Below are 17,085 nucleotides of genomic sequence, written 5' to 3' on the forward strand. Positions count from 1 at the left end.
CGCTTCGGATGGGCCGACGTGGAGACCGACTGGCGGCGGCTGCTCGAGCGCGATGACATCGACGTCATCGACATCTGCACGCCGGGCGACACCCACGCCGAGATCGCCCTGGCCGCGCTCGAGGCCGGCAAGCACGTGCTCTGCGAGAAGCCGCTGGCCAACAGCGTCGAGGAGGCCGAGGCCATGGCCGCGGCCTCCGAGGCGGCCCGGGCCCGGGGCGTACGGTCCATGGTCGGGTTCACCTACCGCCGCGTCCCGGCCGTCGCGTACGCGCGACAGCTCGTCGCCGAGGGACGCATCGGACGCGTGCTGCACGTGCGCGGGGCGTACCTGCAGGACTGGCTCACCGACCCGGAGGCGCCGCTGACGTGGCGGCTGCAGAAGGAGCGCGCCGGGTCGGGGGCGCTGGGTGACATCGGGGCGCACATCGTGGACCTCGCCCAGCACGTCACGGGGGAGGCGCTGACCGGGGTGTCGGCCCTGACCGAGACGTTCGTGCGGGAGCGCCCCGTGTCCGACCCGTCGCTGCTCGGCACGAGCGGCATCAGCGGGACCGCGGCCTCGAACGGCAGCACGATGCGCGGCCCGGTGACCGTCGACGACGCCGCGGTGTTCGTCTCACGTCTGAGCGGGGGAGCGCTCGCGACGTTCGAGGCGACGCGCTTCGCCACGGGCCGCAAGAATGCGATCCGCTTGGAGATCAACGGGACCCGTGGGTCGCTCGCGTTCGACTTCGAGGACATGAACGTGCTCCACGTCTTCGACAACGAGGTCCCGTCGCGCGACGCGGGCTTCACCCGGGTGCTCGTCACCGAGGCCGACCATCCGTGGGTGGCGGCGTGGTGGCCGCCCGGGCACGTGCTCGGCTACGAGCATGGCTTCACCCACCAGGCGGTCGACTTCCTCACCGCCGTCGCCGCGGGCGCCGACCCGCGGCCCTCCTTCACCGACGGGCTCCAAGTGCAGCGGATCCTGTCGGCCGTCGAGACCAGTGCGGAGCGGGAGGGGTCCTGGACCCCGATCGACGGGGCCCGCACGACCTCTCCCGTCCTCTCCTGACGCGGGCCCACCCCGCGTCGTCTGCCGAAAGGAGATCCGGTTCCACCCCCCACCGTCTCTGTCACACCCCGAAGGAGCAACCTCACATGCACGACAACGACGTCAAGCCGCTGAAGCTCGCCAAGGGCCTCGGCCTCAACCGCCGCCAGTTCATGGCGGCTTCCACGGGAATGGCTGCCGCCGCGGCCATCGCCGGGGTCAGCGCGACGAGCGCCTCGGCCGCCCCGGGCACCGGCAACGGTGCGCTCGTGCCGCCGGGCAAGCGCGGCATCATCCTCTACACCGTCCGCGACGCCATCTCGCGCGACCCCGGCACGTCGCCGTATGCGTCCGGGTTCAAGGCCGTCTTCGAGGAGCTCGGCCGGATCGGCTACAAGCAGGTCGAGTTCGCAGGCTACAGCCAGCACGCCAACGCCCCGGGCGGCAACGTCAACAACGCCGCGGGGGCGCAGCTGCTCCGCACCTGGCTCGACGACAACGGGCTCGAGGCCGAGGGCAACCACGGCACCATCCCGTCGACGATCTCCGACGCGACGCTCGCCGCGTTCGACGCCGCGTGCGAGGTCGCGAACATCCTCGGCATGCAGCACGTCGGCACCGGCAGCGACCCGACGAGCTCGGCCTACAAGGCCGACTGGGACGCGGCCGCCGAGCGCTGGAACGTCCTCGGTGAGCGTGCGCGGGTCAAGCACGGACTCAAGCTCTACACCCACAACCACGACGTCGCCTACAGCTTCCTGCTCGACAGCGGGCCGCTCGACGCGCAGGGTCGGCCGACCCGCTCGTCGGGCGTGCGGCGTCTCGAGTACTTCCTGGCCAACACCAACCCGGACAACGTCTACCTCGAGATGGACATCTACTGGGCGCACGTCGCCCAGTACAAGCACACGTCCTACACGGCGGCGGACGGCTCGGCCGTGACCTCGGTCTTCAACCCGCTCGGCGTCGTCCAGGCACAGCCGATCCGCTTCCCGCTGTTCCACGCCAAGGACGGCGCCTCGCGTCCGGACCTGCCCAACGGCTACGACTTCGTGCCGTTCGGCACCGGCGTCATCGACTACAGGGCCTTCCTGAGCCAGACGGGCGCCAAGGGCTACCACAACCCGATGTACGAGCAGGACAACGCTCCCGGCGGAACGGCCAACCCGAACCAGTCGCTGGAGTATGCCGCCATCAGCTACGCCAACCTCGCCAAGCTGCGCGGCTGACGCCACGCCGCTCCGCGTCGCCGACGCGTCGCCGCACCACCCCGGTGCGGCGACGCGCCGGCGCCCGACTCACCGAGGCGAGACCGGCCCTCTGACCGCACCACCCGACGTCCGACCAGAACACGCAGAACCGCACCGTGGCAAGGAGACTCACATGGCCCGACCCATCACCCTCTTCACCGGCCAGTGGGCCGACCTCCCCTTCGAGGAGGTGTGCCGCCTCGCGGGGGAGTGGGGCTACGACGGCCTCGAGATCGCCTGCTGGGGCGACCACTTCGAGGCCGACCGGGCCCTGACCGAGGACGGCTACGTGGAGTCGCGTCACGAGGTCCTCGAGCGCAACGGCCTGAAGGTGTGGGCCATCTCGAACCACCTGGTGGGGCAGGCCGTGTGCGACGACCCCATCGACCAGCGACACCAGGACATCCTGCCCGCTGCGGTGTGGGGCGACGGCGACCCCGAGGGCGTGCGCAAGCGCGCGGCGGAGCGGATGGCCGACACCGCGCGTGCTGCTGCGAAGCTCGGTGTCGACACCGTCATCGGCTTCACCGGGTCGGCCATCTGGAAGTACGTCGCGATGTTCCCGCCCGTGGGCGACGACGTCATCCAGGCGGGGTATGCCGACTTCGCGGACCGCTGGAACCCGATCCTCGACGTCTTCGACGAGGTGGGTGTCCGGTTCGCCCACGAGGTGCACCCGAGCGAGATCGCGTACGACTACTGGAGCACCGTCGCGACGCTGGAGGCAATCGGCCATCGGGAGGCGTTCGGCCTCAACTGGGACCCGAGCCACATGGTGTGGCAGGACCTGGACCCGGCCGGCTTCATCTGGGACTTCAAGGACCGGATCTACCACGTGGACTGCAAGGACGCCCGCAAGCGAATCGGCAACGGCCGCAACGGCCGCCTGTCGTCGCACCTGCCCTGGGGCGACCCGCGCCGCGGCTGGGACTTCGTCTCGACCGGACACGGCGACGTGCCGTGGGAGGACTGCTTCCGCACCCTCAACGCGATCGGCTACGACGGACCCATCTCGGTCGAGTGGGAGGACGCCGGCATGGACCGCCTCGTCGGCGCGCCGGGTGCGCTCGAGTTCGTCCGTTCCCTCAACTTCGACAAGCCGGAGGCGGCGTTCGACGCAGCCTTCAGCACCAGCAAGGACTGAAGCGGCCACCCCGCCGCGCGCCGGCTGGGCATGATCGACAGCATCCCCACGAGGAATCACCAGAAGGAGCAGAAGTGGTGCGTCAGCCGACCCCTGAGGACAAGTTCTCGTTCGGCCTGTGGACCGTCGGCTGGACCGGCATCGACCCCTTCGGGTCGGCCAGCCGCCCGGCCCTCGACCCGTGGGAGTACGCGGAGAGGCTCGCGGAGCTCGGCGCCTGGGGTGTCACGTTCCACGACAACGACGTCTTCCCGTTCGACGCCGACGAGGTGACGAAGGACAAGATCGTCCGGCGGTTCAAGGAGGCCACCGAACGCGCCGGCCTCGTGATCGAGATGGTGACGACCAACACCTTCACCCACCCGGTCTTCAAGGACGGCGGCCTGACCTCCAACGACCGCGACGTCCGCCGGTTCGGTCTGCGGAAGCTGCTGCGCGCCGTGGACCTCGCCGCAGACCTCGGCGCGACGACCTTCGTGATGTGGGGCGGCCGTGAGGGCAGCGAGTACGACGGCTCGAAGGACGTCTACGCCGCGATGGAGCGCTACAAGGAGGGGCTCGACGCCGTTGCCGGCTACATCAAGTCGCAGGGCTACGACCTCCGCATCGGCCTGGAGCCCAAGCCGAACGAGCCGCGCGGTGACATCTTCCTGCCGACTGTCGGGCATGCCCTGGCTCTCATCGCGGAACTCGAGCACGGCGACATCGTGGGCCTCAACCCCGAGACCGGGCACGAGCAGATGGCGGGCCTCAACTACACGCACGCACTGGGGCAGGCGCTGTGGAGCGGCAAGCTCTTCCACATCGACCTCAACGGCCAGCGCGGACTGAAGTACGACCAGGACCTGGTGTTCGGCCACGGCGACCTGACCTCCGCCTTCTTCACCGTCGACCTCCTCGACAACGGCTTCCCGGGCTACCCCGACGGGCCCCGCTACACCGGGCCGAGGCACTTCGACTACAAGCCCTCCCGCACGGAGCACATGGACGGAGTGTGGGCCTCTGCGCGAGCCTGCATGTCGACCTACCTCATGCTCGCGGAGAAGGCCAAGGCGTTCCGTGCAGACCCGCGCGTGCAGGAGGCGATGGCGTATGCCGGTGTCCTCGACCTCGCTCAGCCCACCCTCGGCGCGGGCGAGACGGTCGAGGACCTGCTGGCCGCCGACGAAGGCTTCGACCCGGAGTCGGCAGCCGAGCGGGACTACGGTTTCGTGCAGCTCCAGCAGCTGGCCCTCGAGCACCTCATCGGGTGAGAGTGTCGTCATGACGCTCGTCGCCGGCATCGACTCCTCCACCCAGTCCTGCAAGGTCGTCATCCGCGAGGCGCCCTCGGGCCGGCTCGTCCGTTCGGGCTCGGCGCCGCATCCGGCCGGGACCGAGGTCGACCCCGAGCACTGGTGGGTGGCGCTGCAGCGGGCCGTGACCGAGGCCGGCGGGCTCGACGACGTCGAGGCGGTCTCGGTCGCGGGCCAGCAGCACGGCCTGGTCTGCCTGGACGCGCGGGGCGCGGTCATCCGGCCCGCCCTGCTGTGGAACGACACCAGGTCAGCGGGCGCCGCAGCCGACCTCGTCGTCGAGCTCGGGGAGGGCGATCCGGCCCAGGGCGCCGAGCGCTGGGCCGAGGCCGTGGGCACTGTCCCGGTCGCATCGCTGACCGTGGCCAAGCTGCGCTGGCTCGTCGACCACGAGCCGGAGCTCGCGGAGCGAGTGGCTGCGGTGGCCCTCCCGCACGACTGGCTGACGTGGCGGCTGTCCGGTGCGCCCACGCTGGAGACGCTGGGGACCGACCGGTCGGATGCCTCGGGCACGGGCTACTTCTCGCCGGCGACGGGTGAGTACCGCCGTGACCTCCTCGCCCTCGCCCTGCGCCGCGACCGGTCCGCCGTCGGCTCGATCGTCCTGCCCTGCGTCCTCGCCCCGGGCAACCGCGCCGGGACCGGAGATCGAGCCACCGGGCTGGGGCACGTGGTCCTGGGACCCGGGTGCGGCGACAACGCCGGAGCCGCGCTGGGCCTGGGCCTGCGCCCGGGCGACACGTCGATCTCCCTGGGCACCTCAGGGGTGGTCGCCGCCGTGTCCGCGACACCGACCTCCGACCCCAGCGGCCTGGTGGCCGGGTTCGCCGACGCCACCGGGCAGTTCCTCCCGCTGGCCTGCACGCTCAACGCCGCGCGTGTGCTCGACGCGGCTGCACGCGTACTCGCGGTCGACCACGACGAGCTGAGCGAGCTGGCGCTCACGGCCGACGCCGGTGCGGGTGGGCTGGTCCACGTCCCCTACCTGGAGGGTGAGCGCACTCCCAACCTGCCGACGGCGACCGGCTCCCTCTCGGGGATGACGCTCGGGTCCATGACCCGCGAGAACCTGGCGCGCGCGAGCGTCGAGGGGCTGCTGTGCCTGATGGCGGACGGGATGGAGGCCGTACGCCGTCAGGGGGTGTCGGTCGACCGCGTCACCCTCGTGGGTGGCGCCGCACGGTCCCGCGCGGTGCGCGAGGTCGCACCCAGCATCCTCGGCGTTCCGGTGGACGTGCCCCCGCCCGGGGAGTACGTCGCCGACGGGGCGGCGCGTCAGGCGGCCTGGGTCCTCTCGGGCGCGGCGGAACCGCCGGCGTGGCACCTGGGTGAGGTCGCAACCTACGACGCGGCGCCCGTCCCTGCGGTGCTCGAGCGGTATCGCGAGGCGGCCCGGCAGGTTGCCGAGGCCCAACCGCACTGAGGCACCACGACCGACGCCGGCGACCTCCGGGACCTTGGACCCTAGGCCGCAGGGCATCGCGCCCAGAACGCTGGAGGCAGCCGATCAGGGGGTCTGCCGTGGAGCTGCGAACCGTCGCGCCGGCCAGGGCGCCGATGCCGCGTCCGGAGGCCTGGGCGGCAGTGGGCCGGTGCATCGGCACCAGCGCGGGGATGCTCGCGCGCAGACAGGTCGCCTTCCCGGTGACGGAGCTCGGTCGCCGCATCACGTTCGCCGACCACAGCACGAGCCGCGTCTATCGCGACACCACGGTCGCTCGTCCGGCCACGGAGCCCTGCTTCCTCGCCGTGAGCTTCCGGCTCCGCCGGGTCCGAGGACGGGCCCACGCGTGGTTCCGAGCCGAGAGCCTGCTCAACACGCCGCTCTTCGTCGGCTTCCCCGGCTTCACGTCGAAGCTGTGGCTCGCCCACGACGAGCACGGCCGCTACCGGGGCCTCTACGAGTGGGACGGCCCCGACCGTGCCGAGCAGTACGCCCGCTCGTTGTGGCACGTGCTGGCCCTGGTGAGCGAGCCACGCTCCATCGACTACCGCGTCGTGCCGGGGTTGCGTCGCGCCGACATCCTCGCCGACCCGGGTGTGCTCGGCCCGTGGTTCCCCGGCGAGGAAGCCGCCTGGTGGCGCGTCGTCGCGGTGACCTGACGGTGGACAGGGTGGACCACGCCGGCGACGCCACGGACCTCTTGGTCGTGGGCGCCGGTCCCACCGGCCTTGCCACCGCCCTGCAGGCGCAGGCCCACGGGGCGCGGGTGCGGGTCATCGAGCGCCGGCCCGAGGCCTTCCGTCCGTCACGGGCGATGATCATGCAGTCCCGGACTCTCGAGGTGCTGCGCCCCCTGGGGGTCGCCGAGGACCTGCTCGCCCGTGCGGACCGGTCGCCGCGCGCCCAGCTGCACCTCGGGGACCGCACGGTCGCCGCCGAGCTGGGCGACGTGGCGCTGCGCGACACGGCATACCCGCACCTCACGCTGGTGCGCCAGGCCGACGTGGAGGACGTCCTCGCGAACGCGCTGGCGGCTCGTGGCGTGGGCGTCGAGCGCGGTGTCGAGCTCGTCGGCGCGTCGTGGGACGACGAGGGGGCGCGGGCGCTCGTCCGCCGGGACGGGCGGGCCGTGGAGGTCGACTCCCGGTTCCTCGTGGGCTGCGACGGACCGGACAGCCTGGTGCGGCGCCTGGCCGGGATCGGCTGGAGGGGCGCGCGCTACGCCCAGGAGGTGGTGCTTGCCGACGTGGAGCTCGACGGGGAGCTGTCACCGGGCGTGCTCCACGTCGTCGCCGGGCCGCGTGGGCTGGTGTTCCTCTTCGCCCTCGGCGAGGGGGCGACCTGGCGGCTGCTGGGGACCCGTGCCGCACCTCACGAGGAGCGAGGAGCGTTCGGGCCGCCCGGTGGCGAGGTGCCGGTGGCCGAGGTCCAGCGGCTGCTGGACGAGGCCGGCCTCGGGGTGCTGGTCGTCGAACAGGTGTGGTCGTCCCGCGTGCCGCTGCAGCATCGACTGGCGACCTCGTTCCGGAGCGGGCCGGTCTTCCTGGCGGGGGACGCTGCGCACGCCTCCTCACCTGCGGGCGCGCAGGGCATGAACACCGGCATCCTCGACGCGGTCAACCTCGGCTGGAAGCTGGCTTTCGCAGCCAGCGACGGGCGGCCAGCGCTGCTCGACTCGTACGACCTCGAGCGGCGACCGGCCGCCGCCCAGGTCCTGGCACTGACCCACCTGATCTTCTTCGCCGAGGCCTCCACGCGCCGCCTTCCCGCCTTCGTGCGCGGGACGGTGCTGCCCATCGCCGCCCCGGCCGTGCCCGTGCTGCTGCGGCAGCGGCAGCTCATGGCGGCGGTCGTCGCCCTGCTGTCGCAGCGCTGGGTGCGCTACCGGACCAGCCCGCTGTCCGTGGTCGGCACGGCCACGAGCCGGGGGGCCCGTCCCGGCGACCGGTTGCCGGACCAGGCGGTGACCTGTCAGGACCGCTCGCAGCACCTGCACGAGCTGACCGCGGCGCCGGGGATCCATGTGCTGCTGGAGCGGGGGGCGTCCGAGCCCGACCTCGGCCCGGCGGCGCCTCGGGTCACCGTGCACCGCATCGAGAGCTGGCCCGGTCGCGGCCTCGTCGCGGTGCGTCCCGACGGCCATGTCGGCTTCCGCTCGGGTTCGCCCGACGCAGACCGGCTGGCGAGCTGGTTGCGCCTGGTCTCGTGATCGGCTCCGACCTCAGCCGTTCGCGTCCAGGGTGTCCCGGACACTCCGGTGCGGGCTCGTCCGCCGCTGTTCCGCTCCGCCGCTCGTTCGTCGAAGCTGCCCGTGCTCGCCGTGCCAGTCCAGGACCATGACGGTGGCGTCGTCGGCGAGGACCTGGTTGCAGCGCTCCAGCACCATCGCGGTCAGGCGGCGGCTGGCCTCCCTCGGGTGCAGCGTGCGGGTGCGGGTGATCTCGTCACAGAGGTCGAGCGACGCGGCGTTGCGTTCGAGCATCCCGTCGGTCACCAGCACGAGGCGATCTCCCGGCCGGAGCGCGAGCTCGGTCTGCCGGTAGCGCGTCTCGAGGAACATCCCCAACGGGATGTCGGGGGTGAGCGCGACCTCCGAGACGGCCCCGCCTCGCCAGAGGTAGGGAGCCACGTGCCCGGCGTTGACGAGGGCGAGCGTGCCGGTGGCGAGGTTGACGCGCCCCATGAGTCCGGTGGCGAAGTGGTCTGCACCGCTGAAGTCCGTGTGCTGGAAGAGGATGAAGTTCGCGTCGCTCGCCTGGTCCGCCAGCGAGCCACCCATGCGGCGGGTGTTGCGCAGGCTGCCCACGCACAGGGTCGCCGCCAGGGCGCTGCCCACCCCGTGCCCGACGGCGTCGGTCAGGGACAGGTGCAGCGTGTCGCGGCTCAGGGAGTAGTCGAAGGTGTCACCGCCGAGGGAGGCCGCCGGCTCGAGCCACGCGGCCAGCGTGAAGGCTGCAGCCTCGCAGGTGAAAGCCGGTGGCAGCAGGCGCCGCTGGATCTCGGCAGGCAGCGAGAAGAGTGTGCTGCGCTCGGCTCGCTCGAACAGGTCGGTGTGCCGCCGGTTGGCGATGACGACGAAGGCGAGCAGGTGGGCGACCCGGGAGATCTCGGCCACGCCGCTCTCGTCCGGCACCTCCGCCAGTGCCACCTGCAGGAGCCCGAGGGCCTCGCCACGCTCGGTGACCGGGGCCAGCACGACCCACCCGCGGCTCTCGTCGACGCCATCCACCAGGGCTGCCGGGAGGACCTGCGCGGTCTGGGTGCGCATGGCCGTCTCGACGGGACCGACGATCGGCACGCTGACCGACTGCTCACCCTCCTCGGTGCGGGTGGCGCTGCCCTCCAGGCCCCCGAGCGCCTGACGCTCCAGTGCTCCGTCGGAGGAGCCGTACGACATGCGCACCAGGGCGCCGCCGGAGAGGTCGGCGATGAGGAAGAAGGAGGCCGATGCCCGCAGGCGGCGCGCCAGCGTGGCGGTCACCGCCTCGACGGCCTCCAGGGGCGAGGCGTTCTCGGCGGCATCCAGGACGGTGCCGAGCAGCTCCTCGGACATGTTGCTGTCCACCGCACCACCCTATGGCGGTCGGGTGGGTTCCGAATGAACTTCGGGTTCCGCTCCGGCGCGGGGTGTCCCGGGCGGTTGGTGTGGAGCGATGCTCGGGTACGTGCCGACCGTGAGCGAGACCCTCAGCTGGACCACCGACCCCGTCGACCTGGAGGGCGTCGACCCCGCCGACCCGCCGACGGAGATGCTTCCCGGCCTGTGGCACGGCGGCTGCCCCGTCGACTTCCAGTGGGTGCGCGACACCGGCATCGACACCGTCATCGACCTCGCCGACCCCGACGCCTACCCGCCGCCGGAGGACATCGAGGGGCTCGCCTACCTCAAGTGCCCGCTGGTCGACGGGGAGGACGTCCCCGACCCGGCCCTCACCGTGCGTCTCGCCCACCTCGTGGCCGGACTCGTCGACGACGGCCGTCATGCGCTCGTGCACTGCACCTTCGGTCGCAACCGCTCCGGGCTCGTCATGACGTTGGTCGTGCGTGAGCTCCTCGGCGTCTCCGGCGCCGAGGCCCTGGACCACGTCCAGCAGCGCCGGGACCGCACGGTGAACAACAAGGACTTCGCCGAGTGGCTGCGCTCGCTGCCGGCGCCGACCACCTCCGACCCGGCCGTCTGAGGCGCGGCCGGGCAGCCACGCAGATCTTCGTCGATTCCTGCACCCACTCTGGACTTCTCCGGAGACAGTGGGATCAGACGCGCCTCCTGACGGGCCGTTCGACCCACACGAGTCCTCACTCGGAGCGGACATGACCTCCACCATTGCGCCCCACCTCGACCACGACCTCGGCGACGCCCTCGGGCACGATGTCGACGCCCTCCACCGCGACGGGATCGTGGCCCATCCTGGCGCCTTCCCGCGCGACTGGGTCGACGAGCTGCACCGGGACGTCCTCACCGCCTACCGCGAAGCGCGCACGCGCGAGCGCGGCGCCATCACCCGTGGACCGCACCGCTGGCACGTCCAGATCCACCCGGAACAGCTGGGCGGCTTCGTCACGCTGGCGACACATCCCTGGGTGACCGCCCTGTGCGAAACCGTCCTCGGTCCCGGCTACGTGCTCGTCGAGATCGGCTTCGACATCCCGTTCGCCGGGGCGGTCGACCAGCCCTGGCACCGCGACTTCCCGTCCCCGCCCGAGACGCACCGGCACGGGCGTCTGACCTCGCTGGCCTTCAACCTCACGACCGTCGACACCGCCCTCGACATGGGGCCGTTCGAGATCGCCCCCGGCACGCAGTACGAGCCGGGGCTCGACTGGGCTCACGGGATGTTCCCGCCGCGCAGCACGTGGGGCCGCTACCAGCGCCTCGCCGAGCGCCGTATGCCGCAGCGTGGCGACATCTCGGCGAGGTCGGCTCTCGCGGTGCATCGGGGAACGGCGAACCGCACCTCGCGGGCGCGGCCGGTGGTCGTGCTGGGAACCGTCGCTCCTTCGGCGCGACACGAGGAACACCCTCGGATGACGGTGACCCGCGAGTTCTGGATGGCGATCCCCCAACGGCTGCGCGACCACCTCGAGGTCGAGCTCGTGGACGAGCTCACACCACTCGAGCAGGAGCACGACATCGAGGGCCCCGTCATGGGCATCGCCCCCTGACCACTCCCGTCAGCCGGCTCGGTGCCGGCCGCCTCGCGCCCGGCTCGTGCGCCGAGCCGGTCAGACCGGGATGCCCCAGAGCTGCAGCTCGGCGCGCAGCCAGTCGAGGTCGCGCCCGTGGTGCCGGCAGTCCCAGATGCGGAACACGACGCCCGCGAGGTCGGCGATCCGGTCGAGCAGCGGCAGCCCCTCCCAGCCCAGCACGTCGTGGCCGTATGCCGTGCAGAAGTCCCGGTAGGTCGCTCGGTCGAGCTCCCCGGCACGGAAGCGGCGTGACGCGCTCGCGAGGTCGTACTCCCGCGGCGCCACAGCCACCCAGTCGAGGTCGATGAGCGCGGCTCGCGTCCCGTCGTGCATGACGTTCGACGGGGACACGTCGCCGTGGATGACGCCGTAGCCGAGCTCCGACCTGACACCGGCCAGCGCGGAGAGCAGCCCATCGCGAGCCGACCGCAGGACGTGCGCGTCCTCCTCGGGAAGGAGCGCCACCTGCGACTCCAGGCGTGAGAGCGGTGACCACGTCGCCACCGCGGCGTCGGCGTGCTCGGCGTGGAAGGCCCGCAGCAGGGCTCCGACCTCCGGCCACGTCACAGGGGAGCCGCCGGAGAGGCGGGACGCGACGGTGACCACCCCGTGCGGTGTCACGACGGCAGGCACGAGTGCGCTCGTCGCCGTCCGCGAGCCTGCCAAGGCGGTGTGGATGCGGTCGAGGTGCGCCGCGTCGGTCCCCGGCGGATAGACCTTGACGACGTGGGACTCGGCGCCGAGCACGACGGTGGTCAGCAGGCCCAGCACCTCGTCGGCCGGACCCACCTGCACCGGGAGCAGCCCACGGACCACCTCGAGGGCGGCCCGTGCATCGCTGAGACCCCAGCCCGGAGCCGGCAGCGGCAGCGCGACGGCCTCGGCTCCGACACCGGCTGAGACACCGGCTGCAGCGCCGGGTGCGGCGCCCGGCGGGACGTCGGACACGACGACGACAGGTCCCGGCTGGGACGCGGCGGACGGCATACGGGGGGCTCCTGGAGAAGGGGTCCGTCTCGGGTCGCGGGCTGCTGACGCGCCGGCGGACGCGGAACGTTAACACGCGGCGAACCCCTCCTGAACGCCTGCCGTCCGGCCTCCCGTGCACTGGCAGGATGAGCGCCATGACCACGGACGTCCCGCTCAGCGTGCGCACCCCTTCACCCCTGGGCGAGTTCCTCCGGGCACGGCGGCACGAGCTCGCGCCGGAGGAGGTCGGCATCAAGCGCGCCAAGGGCCGGCGCCGCGTGGGCCTGAGCCGCACCGAGGTCGCCGAGCTGGCCGACATCTCCGTCGCCTACTACGACCTCATCGAGCGCGGCCGCGACCTGCGCCCGAGCGCGACCGTCATCGCAGGGCTGGCCCGCGCGCTGAAGCTCGGCGCCGACGAGCGCGCGCACCTGACAGCCCTCGCGACCGGTACCCCGTCACGCCGCCTGCAGGCGCCGGAGGAGCTGACCGAGGAGCTCGAGGAGCTGCTCGACTCCCTCGACCCCAACCCGGCGTACGTCGTCGGCGCTCGCTGGGACGTGCTCGGCGCCAACCACACGGCGTGCCAGCTCTTCACCGACTGGGAGGGCAAGCGGAGCAAGCGCGAGCGCAACCTGCTGTGGTTCTACTGCTGCGACCCGGCCGCCCGCAGCCTCTTCGTCGACTGGGAGCAGGAGGCCGCCGACCAGCTGGCGCTCTTCCGCGAGGCGTACGCGCGCCACCCCGACGACCCGTCGTTCAAACGCATCCTCGACGAGATCTTCAAGACGAACCCGGACACCGTCGAGTGGTGGGAACGGCACGACAGCGACCCCACGCGCGGACGCACCAAGCGGATCCGCCTCGACACCGGCCAGGTCGTGCGGCTCAACCAGCTGGTCCTCCAGGTCGTCGACGAGCCCGACATCCGCGTCATCAGCTACTTCGCGGACGCCGACGTCGACCACGACGACCTCGACGACCTCGACCTCGGCGACTGACGCGGCAGGGCCCGCGGGTAGCCGCGTCCCCGCGTCAGGTGGGGCGCGCCACGACGACGACGTCCTCGTCGCAGCTCCTGCCCACTCCTCGGCGCGAGGCGCGAGGCGCCGTGCGGATGGGCCGGATGCAGGGAGCTCTTTCGCGAGGAGACCCGAGCTGGTGGAGAGGTCGGCGGCGCCGGTCGCTCAGCGGCGGCGCGTGCCGAAGATGCTGCGGGTGATCTCCCGGCCGATGACGGTGCCGGCCGAGCGCAGCATCGAGCGGAACGCCGTGGACTGCACGACCTGCTCGACGATGCCGGGGTCCGCCTTCGGCGCCCGCCCCTGCCTCGGCGCCGGAGCGGGGGCGGGGACGGGGGCCGGCGCAGCAGGAGTGGGCGCCGGCGCGGCAGGGGCCGCGGGAGCCGCCTGCAACCGGGCCGTCAGCTTCTCGTAGGCCGACTCGCGGTCGACGACGTCGGCATACTTCGTCTTCAGTGCCGAGCCGGCGACGACGGCGTCGAGGGTGGCCTGCGTCGAGGGGTCCATCAGCGAGTTCGGCGCCTTCATCCGCGTCCACGCCACGGGCGTCGGGACGCCCCGGTCGGAGAGCACGGTGACGACGGCCTCGCCGATGCCGAGGCTCGTGAGCAGCTTCTCCATGTCGTAGGCGGTGTGCGGGTAGGTCGCGATCGCCTGCTTGAGCGCCTTGGCGTCGTCGGGCGTGAAGGCGCGCAGCGCGTGCTGCACCCGGTTGCCGAGCTGCGCGAGCACGCCCGACGGCACGTCCTTGGGCGACTGCGTCACGAAGAAGACGCCGACGCCCTTGGATCGGATGAGCCGCACGGTCTGCTCGATGGCCTGCAGGAACGCCTTGCTCGCGTCGTCGAAGAGCAGGTGCGCCTCGTCGAAGAAGAAGACGAGCTTCGGCTTGTCGACGTCGCCCTCCTCCGGCAGGTCGTGGAAGAGGTCGGCGAGCAGCCACATGAGGAAGGTCGAGAAGAGCTGCGGGCGGTCCTGCACCTGCGGCAGCTCGAGGCAGGAGATGATGCCGCGCCCGTCGCCGGCCGTGCGCAGCAGGTCGCTCGTCTCGAACTCCGGCTCGCCGAAGAAGTCGCCGGCGCCCTGGTCCTCGAAGGTGATGAGGTTGCGGAGGATCACGCCGGCCGTCGCGCTCGAGAGGCCGCCGAGCTCCTTGAGGTCGGCCTTGCCCTCGTCGGAGGTCAGGTGCGTGATGACGGCGCGCAGGTCCTTGAGGTCGAGCAGGGCCAGGCCGTTCTTGTCGGCATAGTGGAAGATCAGCCCGAGGCTGCTCTCCTGCGTCTCGTTGAGGCCGAGCACCTTCGACAGCAGGGTCGGGCCGAACCCGGTGATCGTGGCGCGGATCGCGATGCCGGTGCCCTTGCCGCCGAGCGTGTAGAGCTCCGTCGGGTATGCCGTCGCCGTCCACGGCATGCCGACGTCGGTCGCGCGGGCGGTGATCTTGTCGTTCCCCTCGCCCGGGGTCGCCACGCCCGACAGGTCGCCCTTGAGGTCGGCGAGGAACACGGGGACCCCGGCGTCGGACAGCTGCTCGGCCATGAGCTGCAGCGTCTTCGTCTTGCCGGTGCCGGTGGCGCCCGCGACGAGGCCGTGCCGGTTGAGGACGCTGAGCGGGATCTGCACCGGGGCGTCCGGGTGGGCCTGCCCGTCGACGACGGCGGCGCCGAGCCTCAGCACCCCGCCCTGGAACGCGTAGCCCGCGCGGATCTCGTCGAGCTGGGCGTTCGACGACGCGTCGTCGCCGGTGGTCTGCACTCCGGTGTCGGTCACGCCTCGAACTGTAGTAGGCGGCCCACCCCCGGCGATGTCTATGCTGACCCGGTGATTTTCAAGGCCGTCGGCGACTCCCGCCCGTACCCCGACCACGGACTCGAGACCACGAAGGACTGGTCCAACGTCCCGCCGCGGGTGGTCCAGCTCGGCGAGCTCATCACCACCAAGAGCACGCTCGACCTGCGTGGGCTGCTCGCCGACGACTCCACCTTCTACGGCGACCTCTTCCCGCACTGCGTGGAGTGGGAGGGCGAGCTCTACCTCGAGGACGGGTTGCACCGCGCCCTTCGCGCCGCGCTGCAGCAGAGACCGGTGCTTCATGCCCGGGTCCTCGTACTCTGACCCCGTACTCTGGCCCGGACCGCCCGACTTGAGGCGGTTCCTGACCGGTTCCCGAGCAAGGAGCGTGGATGTCGCAGGCCGTTGACGACGACGACCGCCCGTATCGGAGGCGCCGTCAGCGCCGGGCGACGATCGTCATCGCGGTCGTGCTGCTGGGCCTCGCCGGCGCCTTCTACTACGCGTCGACGTACTTCCGGGACACCACGCCGAAACCCCAGCCGTGCACGACGGAGGTCCCGGTCGCGCCGCTGACGCCCCGGGACGTGAGCATCAACGTCTACAACTCCACCAACCGCAACGGACTGGCGGCCGCGGTGGCCAAGCAGGCAGGGGCGCGCGGCTTCAAGGTCAAGGCGGTCGGCAACGACCCCAAGGGCCAGTCGGTCAAGCAGGTCGCGCAGATCCGCTTCGGCCCCGAGGGCGAGGCCTCGGCCAAGCTGCTCAAGACGCACGTGCCCCAGGCCGTGCTCGTCAACGACAAGCGCAAGGGCGACACCATCGACCTGGCCGTCGGTCGGTCCTGGAAGGCTTTCGGCAAGGTCCCAGTGGTCGTGACCCCCAACCAGACGCTGCGTCCCTGCCCGACCGTCACCGTCCAGCAGTGACCCGAGCGTGAGTATGCCGTCCGGCGCGGGCTGCGCCGGACGGCATACGTCCTCGGGATGACGGGGCTGCGGGCCCCCTCGCTCAGCTGACGGGAGTGGCCGCCTTGACGAACTCGTTCGTGTAGGTCTTGGCGAGGTCGATGCTCTTGCCCTTGACCTTCGGGTTGAACTCGCCGAGGACCGCCAGGCAGGTCTTCGGGCCGTCCTCCGGCATGAGGCCGGTCGGGTTGAAGATGCCCTTCTCGCTGTCGAGGGCGTGGACGTAGGCGTCCTTGCCGACGCCCTTGTAGTACGCCGCGGGCATCTTGTCGGCGATGGCTGCGCCGTCGTGCTGCTGGATCCACGCGAGCGTGGACACGTAGGCGTTGACGAGCTTCTGCACCGTCGGCTTGTTCTGGTCGACCCAGTCGGTCTGCATGTAGAGCGAGGTGGCCGGGTAGGTGCCGCCGAGCGCGGCCTTGGAGCCCTCGGCGGTGCGCATGTCGAGCAGGATGAACGCCGTGCCGTCCGAGATGGCTTGCGAGACGGTGGGTTCCGTCGTCATGCCGCAGTCGATGGCCTTCTGCTTCATGGCGGCGATGAACGTCTGTCCGGCGCCGACGCCACGACGGGTCTCCTGCGAGGGGTCCACGCCGTTCTTCTTGCTGAGGTACTGCGTGAGGAAGTCCGTCGACGAGCCGGTGTCGGTGATGCCGAGCGAGCGGCCCTTGAAGTCCGCCGGGCTCTTGACGACGCCCTTGAGGTCGCTGCGGCACAGCTCGACCTCGCCGGGGATCTGCAGCATCGACACGACGGCCTCCGACGACTTGCCCTGCGCCTGAAGGGCGATGTTGTGGTCGTAGAAGCCGCCGACACCCTGGACCTGCCCGGCCAGCATGTTCTCGGTGGCGTCGCCTCCGGCGGGCTCGTCGACGAGCTTGACGTTGACGCCGATCTTGTCGTAGTAGCCGAGCTGCTTGGCGAGCATGAAGGGCAGGTAGATCTGCTTGCTCATGCCGCCGACCATGATGGTCACG

At 71.6% G+C, this 17,085-nt stretch carries 16 protein-coding genes; 12 read left to right on the forward strand and 4 right to left on the reverse strand.

The genetic code is table 11. The features are described 5' to 3' along the window. The 7 genes from ABD194_RS00935 to ABD194_RS00965 form a co-directional block, all read left to right on the forward strand. Positions 1-1,059 (forward strand): Gfo/Idh/MocA family protein (locus tag ABD194_RS00935; protein WP_343986113.1); only part of this gene is annotated, 1,059 nt, incomplete at its 5' end. An 86-nt stretch (positions 1,060-1,145) separates the two neighbouring features. After that, positions 1,146-2,267 (forward strand): sugar phosphate isomerase/epimerase family protein, encoded by a 1,122-nt coding sequence (locus tag ABD194_RS00940; protein WP_343986116.1) that lies wholly within the window; start codon positions 1,146-1,148, stop codon positions 2,265-2,267. Between the two features lie 154 nt (positions 2,268-2,421). Beyond that, positions 2,422-3,432, forward strand: coding sequence for a sugar phosphate isomerase/epimerase family protein (locus ABD194_RS00945; protein WP_343986120.1), 1,011 nt, complete (start codon positions 2,422-2,424; stop codon positions 3,430-3,432). A gap of 74 nt (positions 3,433-3,506) precedes the next feature. Beyond that, on the forward strand, positions 3,507-4,685 hold the full coding sequence (gene xylA / locus ABD194_RS00950) for a xylose isomerase (protein WP_343986124.1): 1,179 nt from the start codon (positions 3,507-3,509) through the stop codon (positions 4,683-4,685). Between the two features lie 10 nt (positions 4,686-4,695). Further along, a complete protein-coding gene (gene xylB / locus ABD194_RS00955) occupies positions 4,696-6,150 on the forward strand; it encodes a xylulokinase (RefSeq protein WP_343986127.1) in 1,455 nt (484 codons plus the stop codon). Between the two features lie 98 nt (positions 6,151-6,248). Beyond that, a complete protein-coding gene (locus ABD194_RS00960) occupies positions 6,249-6,830 on the forward strand; it encodes a hypothetical protein (protein ID WP_343986130.1) in 582 nt (193 codons plus the stop codon). Beyond that, positions 6,806-8,380: an FAD-dependent monooxygenase gene (locus ABD194_RS00965; RefSeq protein WP_343986133.1), complete on the forward strand. Its 1,575-nt coding sequence runs from the start codon at positions 6,806-6,808 to the stop codon at positions 8,378-8,380. Before ABD194_RS00960 ends, ABD194_RS00965 begins: the two co-directional genes overlap by 25 nt. Positions 8,381-8,392: 12 nt before the next feature. On the opposite strand, the gene ABD194_RS00970 is transcribed toward ABD194_RS00965, so the two are convergent. Then, on the reverse strand, positions 8,393-9,736 hold the full coding sequence (locus ABD194_RS00970) for a PP2C family protein-serine/threonine phosphatase (RefSeq protein WP_343986136.1): 1,344 nt from the start codon (positions 9,734-9,736) through the stop codon (positions 8,393-8,395). 109 nt (positions 9,737-9,845) lie between these two features. On the opposite strand from ABD194_RS00970, the gene ABD194_RS00975 reads away from it, so the two are divergent. Together ABD194_RS00975 and ABD194_RS00980 are read left to right on the forward strand one after the other, a co-directional pair. Next, a complete protein-coding gene (locus ABD194_RS00975) occupies positions 9,846-10,352 on the forward strand; it encodes a protein-tyrosine phosphatase family protein (protein WP_343986140.1) in 507 nt (168 codons plus the stop codon). A 130-nt stretch (positions 10,353-10,482) separates the two neighbouring features. Then, positions 10,483-11,334 (forward strand): phytanoyl-CoA dioxygenase family protein, encoded by an 852-nt coding sequence (locus tag ABD194_RS00980; RefSeq protein ID WP_343986143.1) that lies wholly within the window; start codon positions 10,483-10,485, stop codon positions 11,332-11,334. Positions 11,335-11,394: 60 nt separating this feature from the next. Here the strand turns inward: ABD194_RS00980 and ABD194_RS00985 are convergent, their stop codons facing one another. Then, positions 11,395-12,345 carry a phosphotransferase enzyme family protein gene (locus ABD194_RS00985; protein ID WP_343986146.1) on the reverse strand — a complete coding sequence of 317 codons (951 nt, stop codon included), beginning with the start codon at positions 12,343-12,345 and terminating at the stop codon, positions 11,395-11,397. Between the two features lie 137 nt (positions 12,346-12,482). Between ABD194_RS00985 and ABD194_RS00990 the strand changes: the two genes are divergently transcribed. After that, entirely contained in the window at positions 12,483-13,328 is an 846-nt protein-coding gene (locus ABD194_RS00990) for a helix-turn-helix transcriptional regulator (RefSeq protein WP_343986149.1), read from the forward strand. 186 nt (positions 13,329-13,514) lie between these two features. Here ABD194_RS00990 and ABD194_RS00995 read toward each other — a convergent pair whose 3' ends face one another. Then, on the reverse strand, positions 13,515-15,119 hold the full coding sequence (locus tag ABD194_RS00995; protein WP_343986152.1) for a helicase HerA-like domain-containing protein: 1,605 nt from the start codon (positions 15,117-15,119) through the stop codon (positions 13,515-13,517). A 51-nt stretch (positions 15,120-15,170) separates the two neighbouring features. Between ABD194_RS00995 and ABD194_RS01000 the strand changes: the two genes are divergently transcribed. Both ABD194_RS01000 and ABD194_RS01005 read left to right on the forward strand, forming a co-directional pair. Further along, positions 15,171-15,464: a type II toxin-antitoxin system VapB family antitoxin gene (locus ABD194_RS01000; RefSeq protein WP_142182057.1), complete on the forward strand. Its 294-nt coding sequence runs from the start codon at positions 15,171-15,173 to the stop codon at positions 15,462-15,464. Between the two features lie 68 nt (positions 15,465-15,532). Continuing rightward, positions 15,533-16,069: a LytR C-terminal domain-containing protein gene (locus ABD194_RS01005; protein WP_343986164.1), complete on the forward strand. Its 537-nt coding sequence runs from the start codon at positions 15,533-15,535 to the stop codon at positions 16,067-16,069. A gap of 82 nt (positions 16,070-16,151) precedes the next feature. Here the strand turns inward: ABD194_RS01005 and ABD194_RS01010 are convergent. Next, positions 16,152-17,085 (reverse strand): ABC transporter substrate-binding protein (locus tag ABD194_RS01010; protein WP_343986167.1); only part of this gene is annotated, 934 nt, incomplete at its 5' end.

It is taken from the genome of Terrabacter terrae (assembly GCF_039529575.1).
Taxonomy (GTDB): Bacteria; Actinomycetota; Actinomycetes; order Actinomycetales; family Dermatophilaceae; genus Terrabacter; species Terrabacter terrae.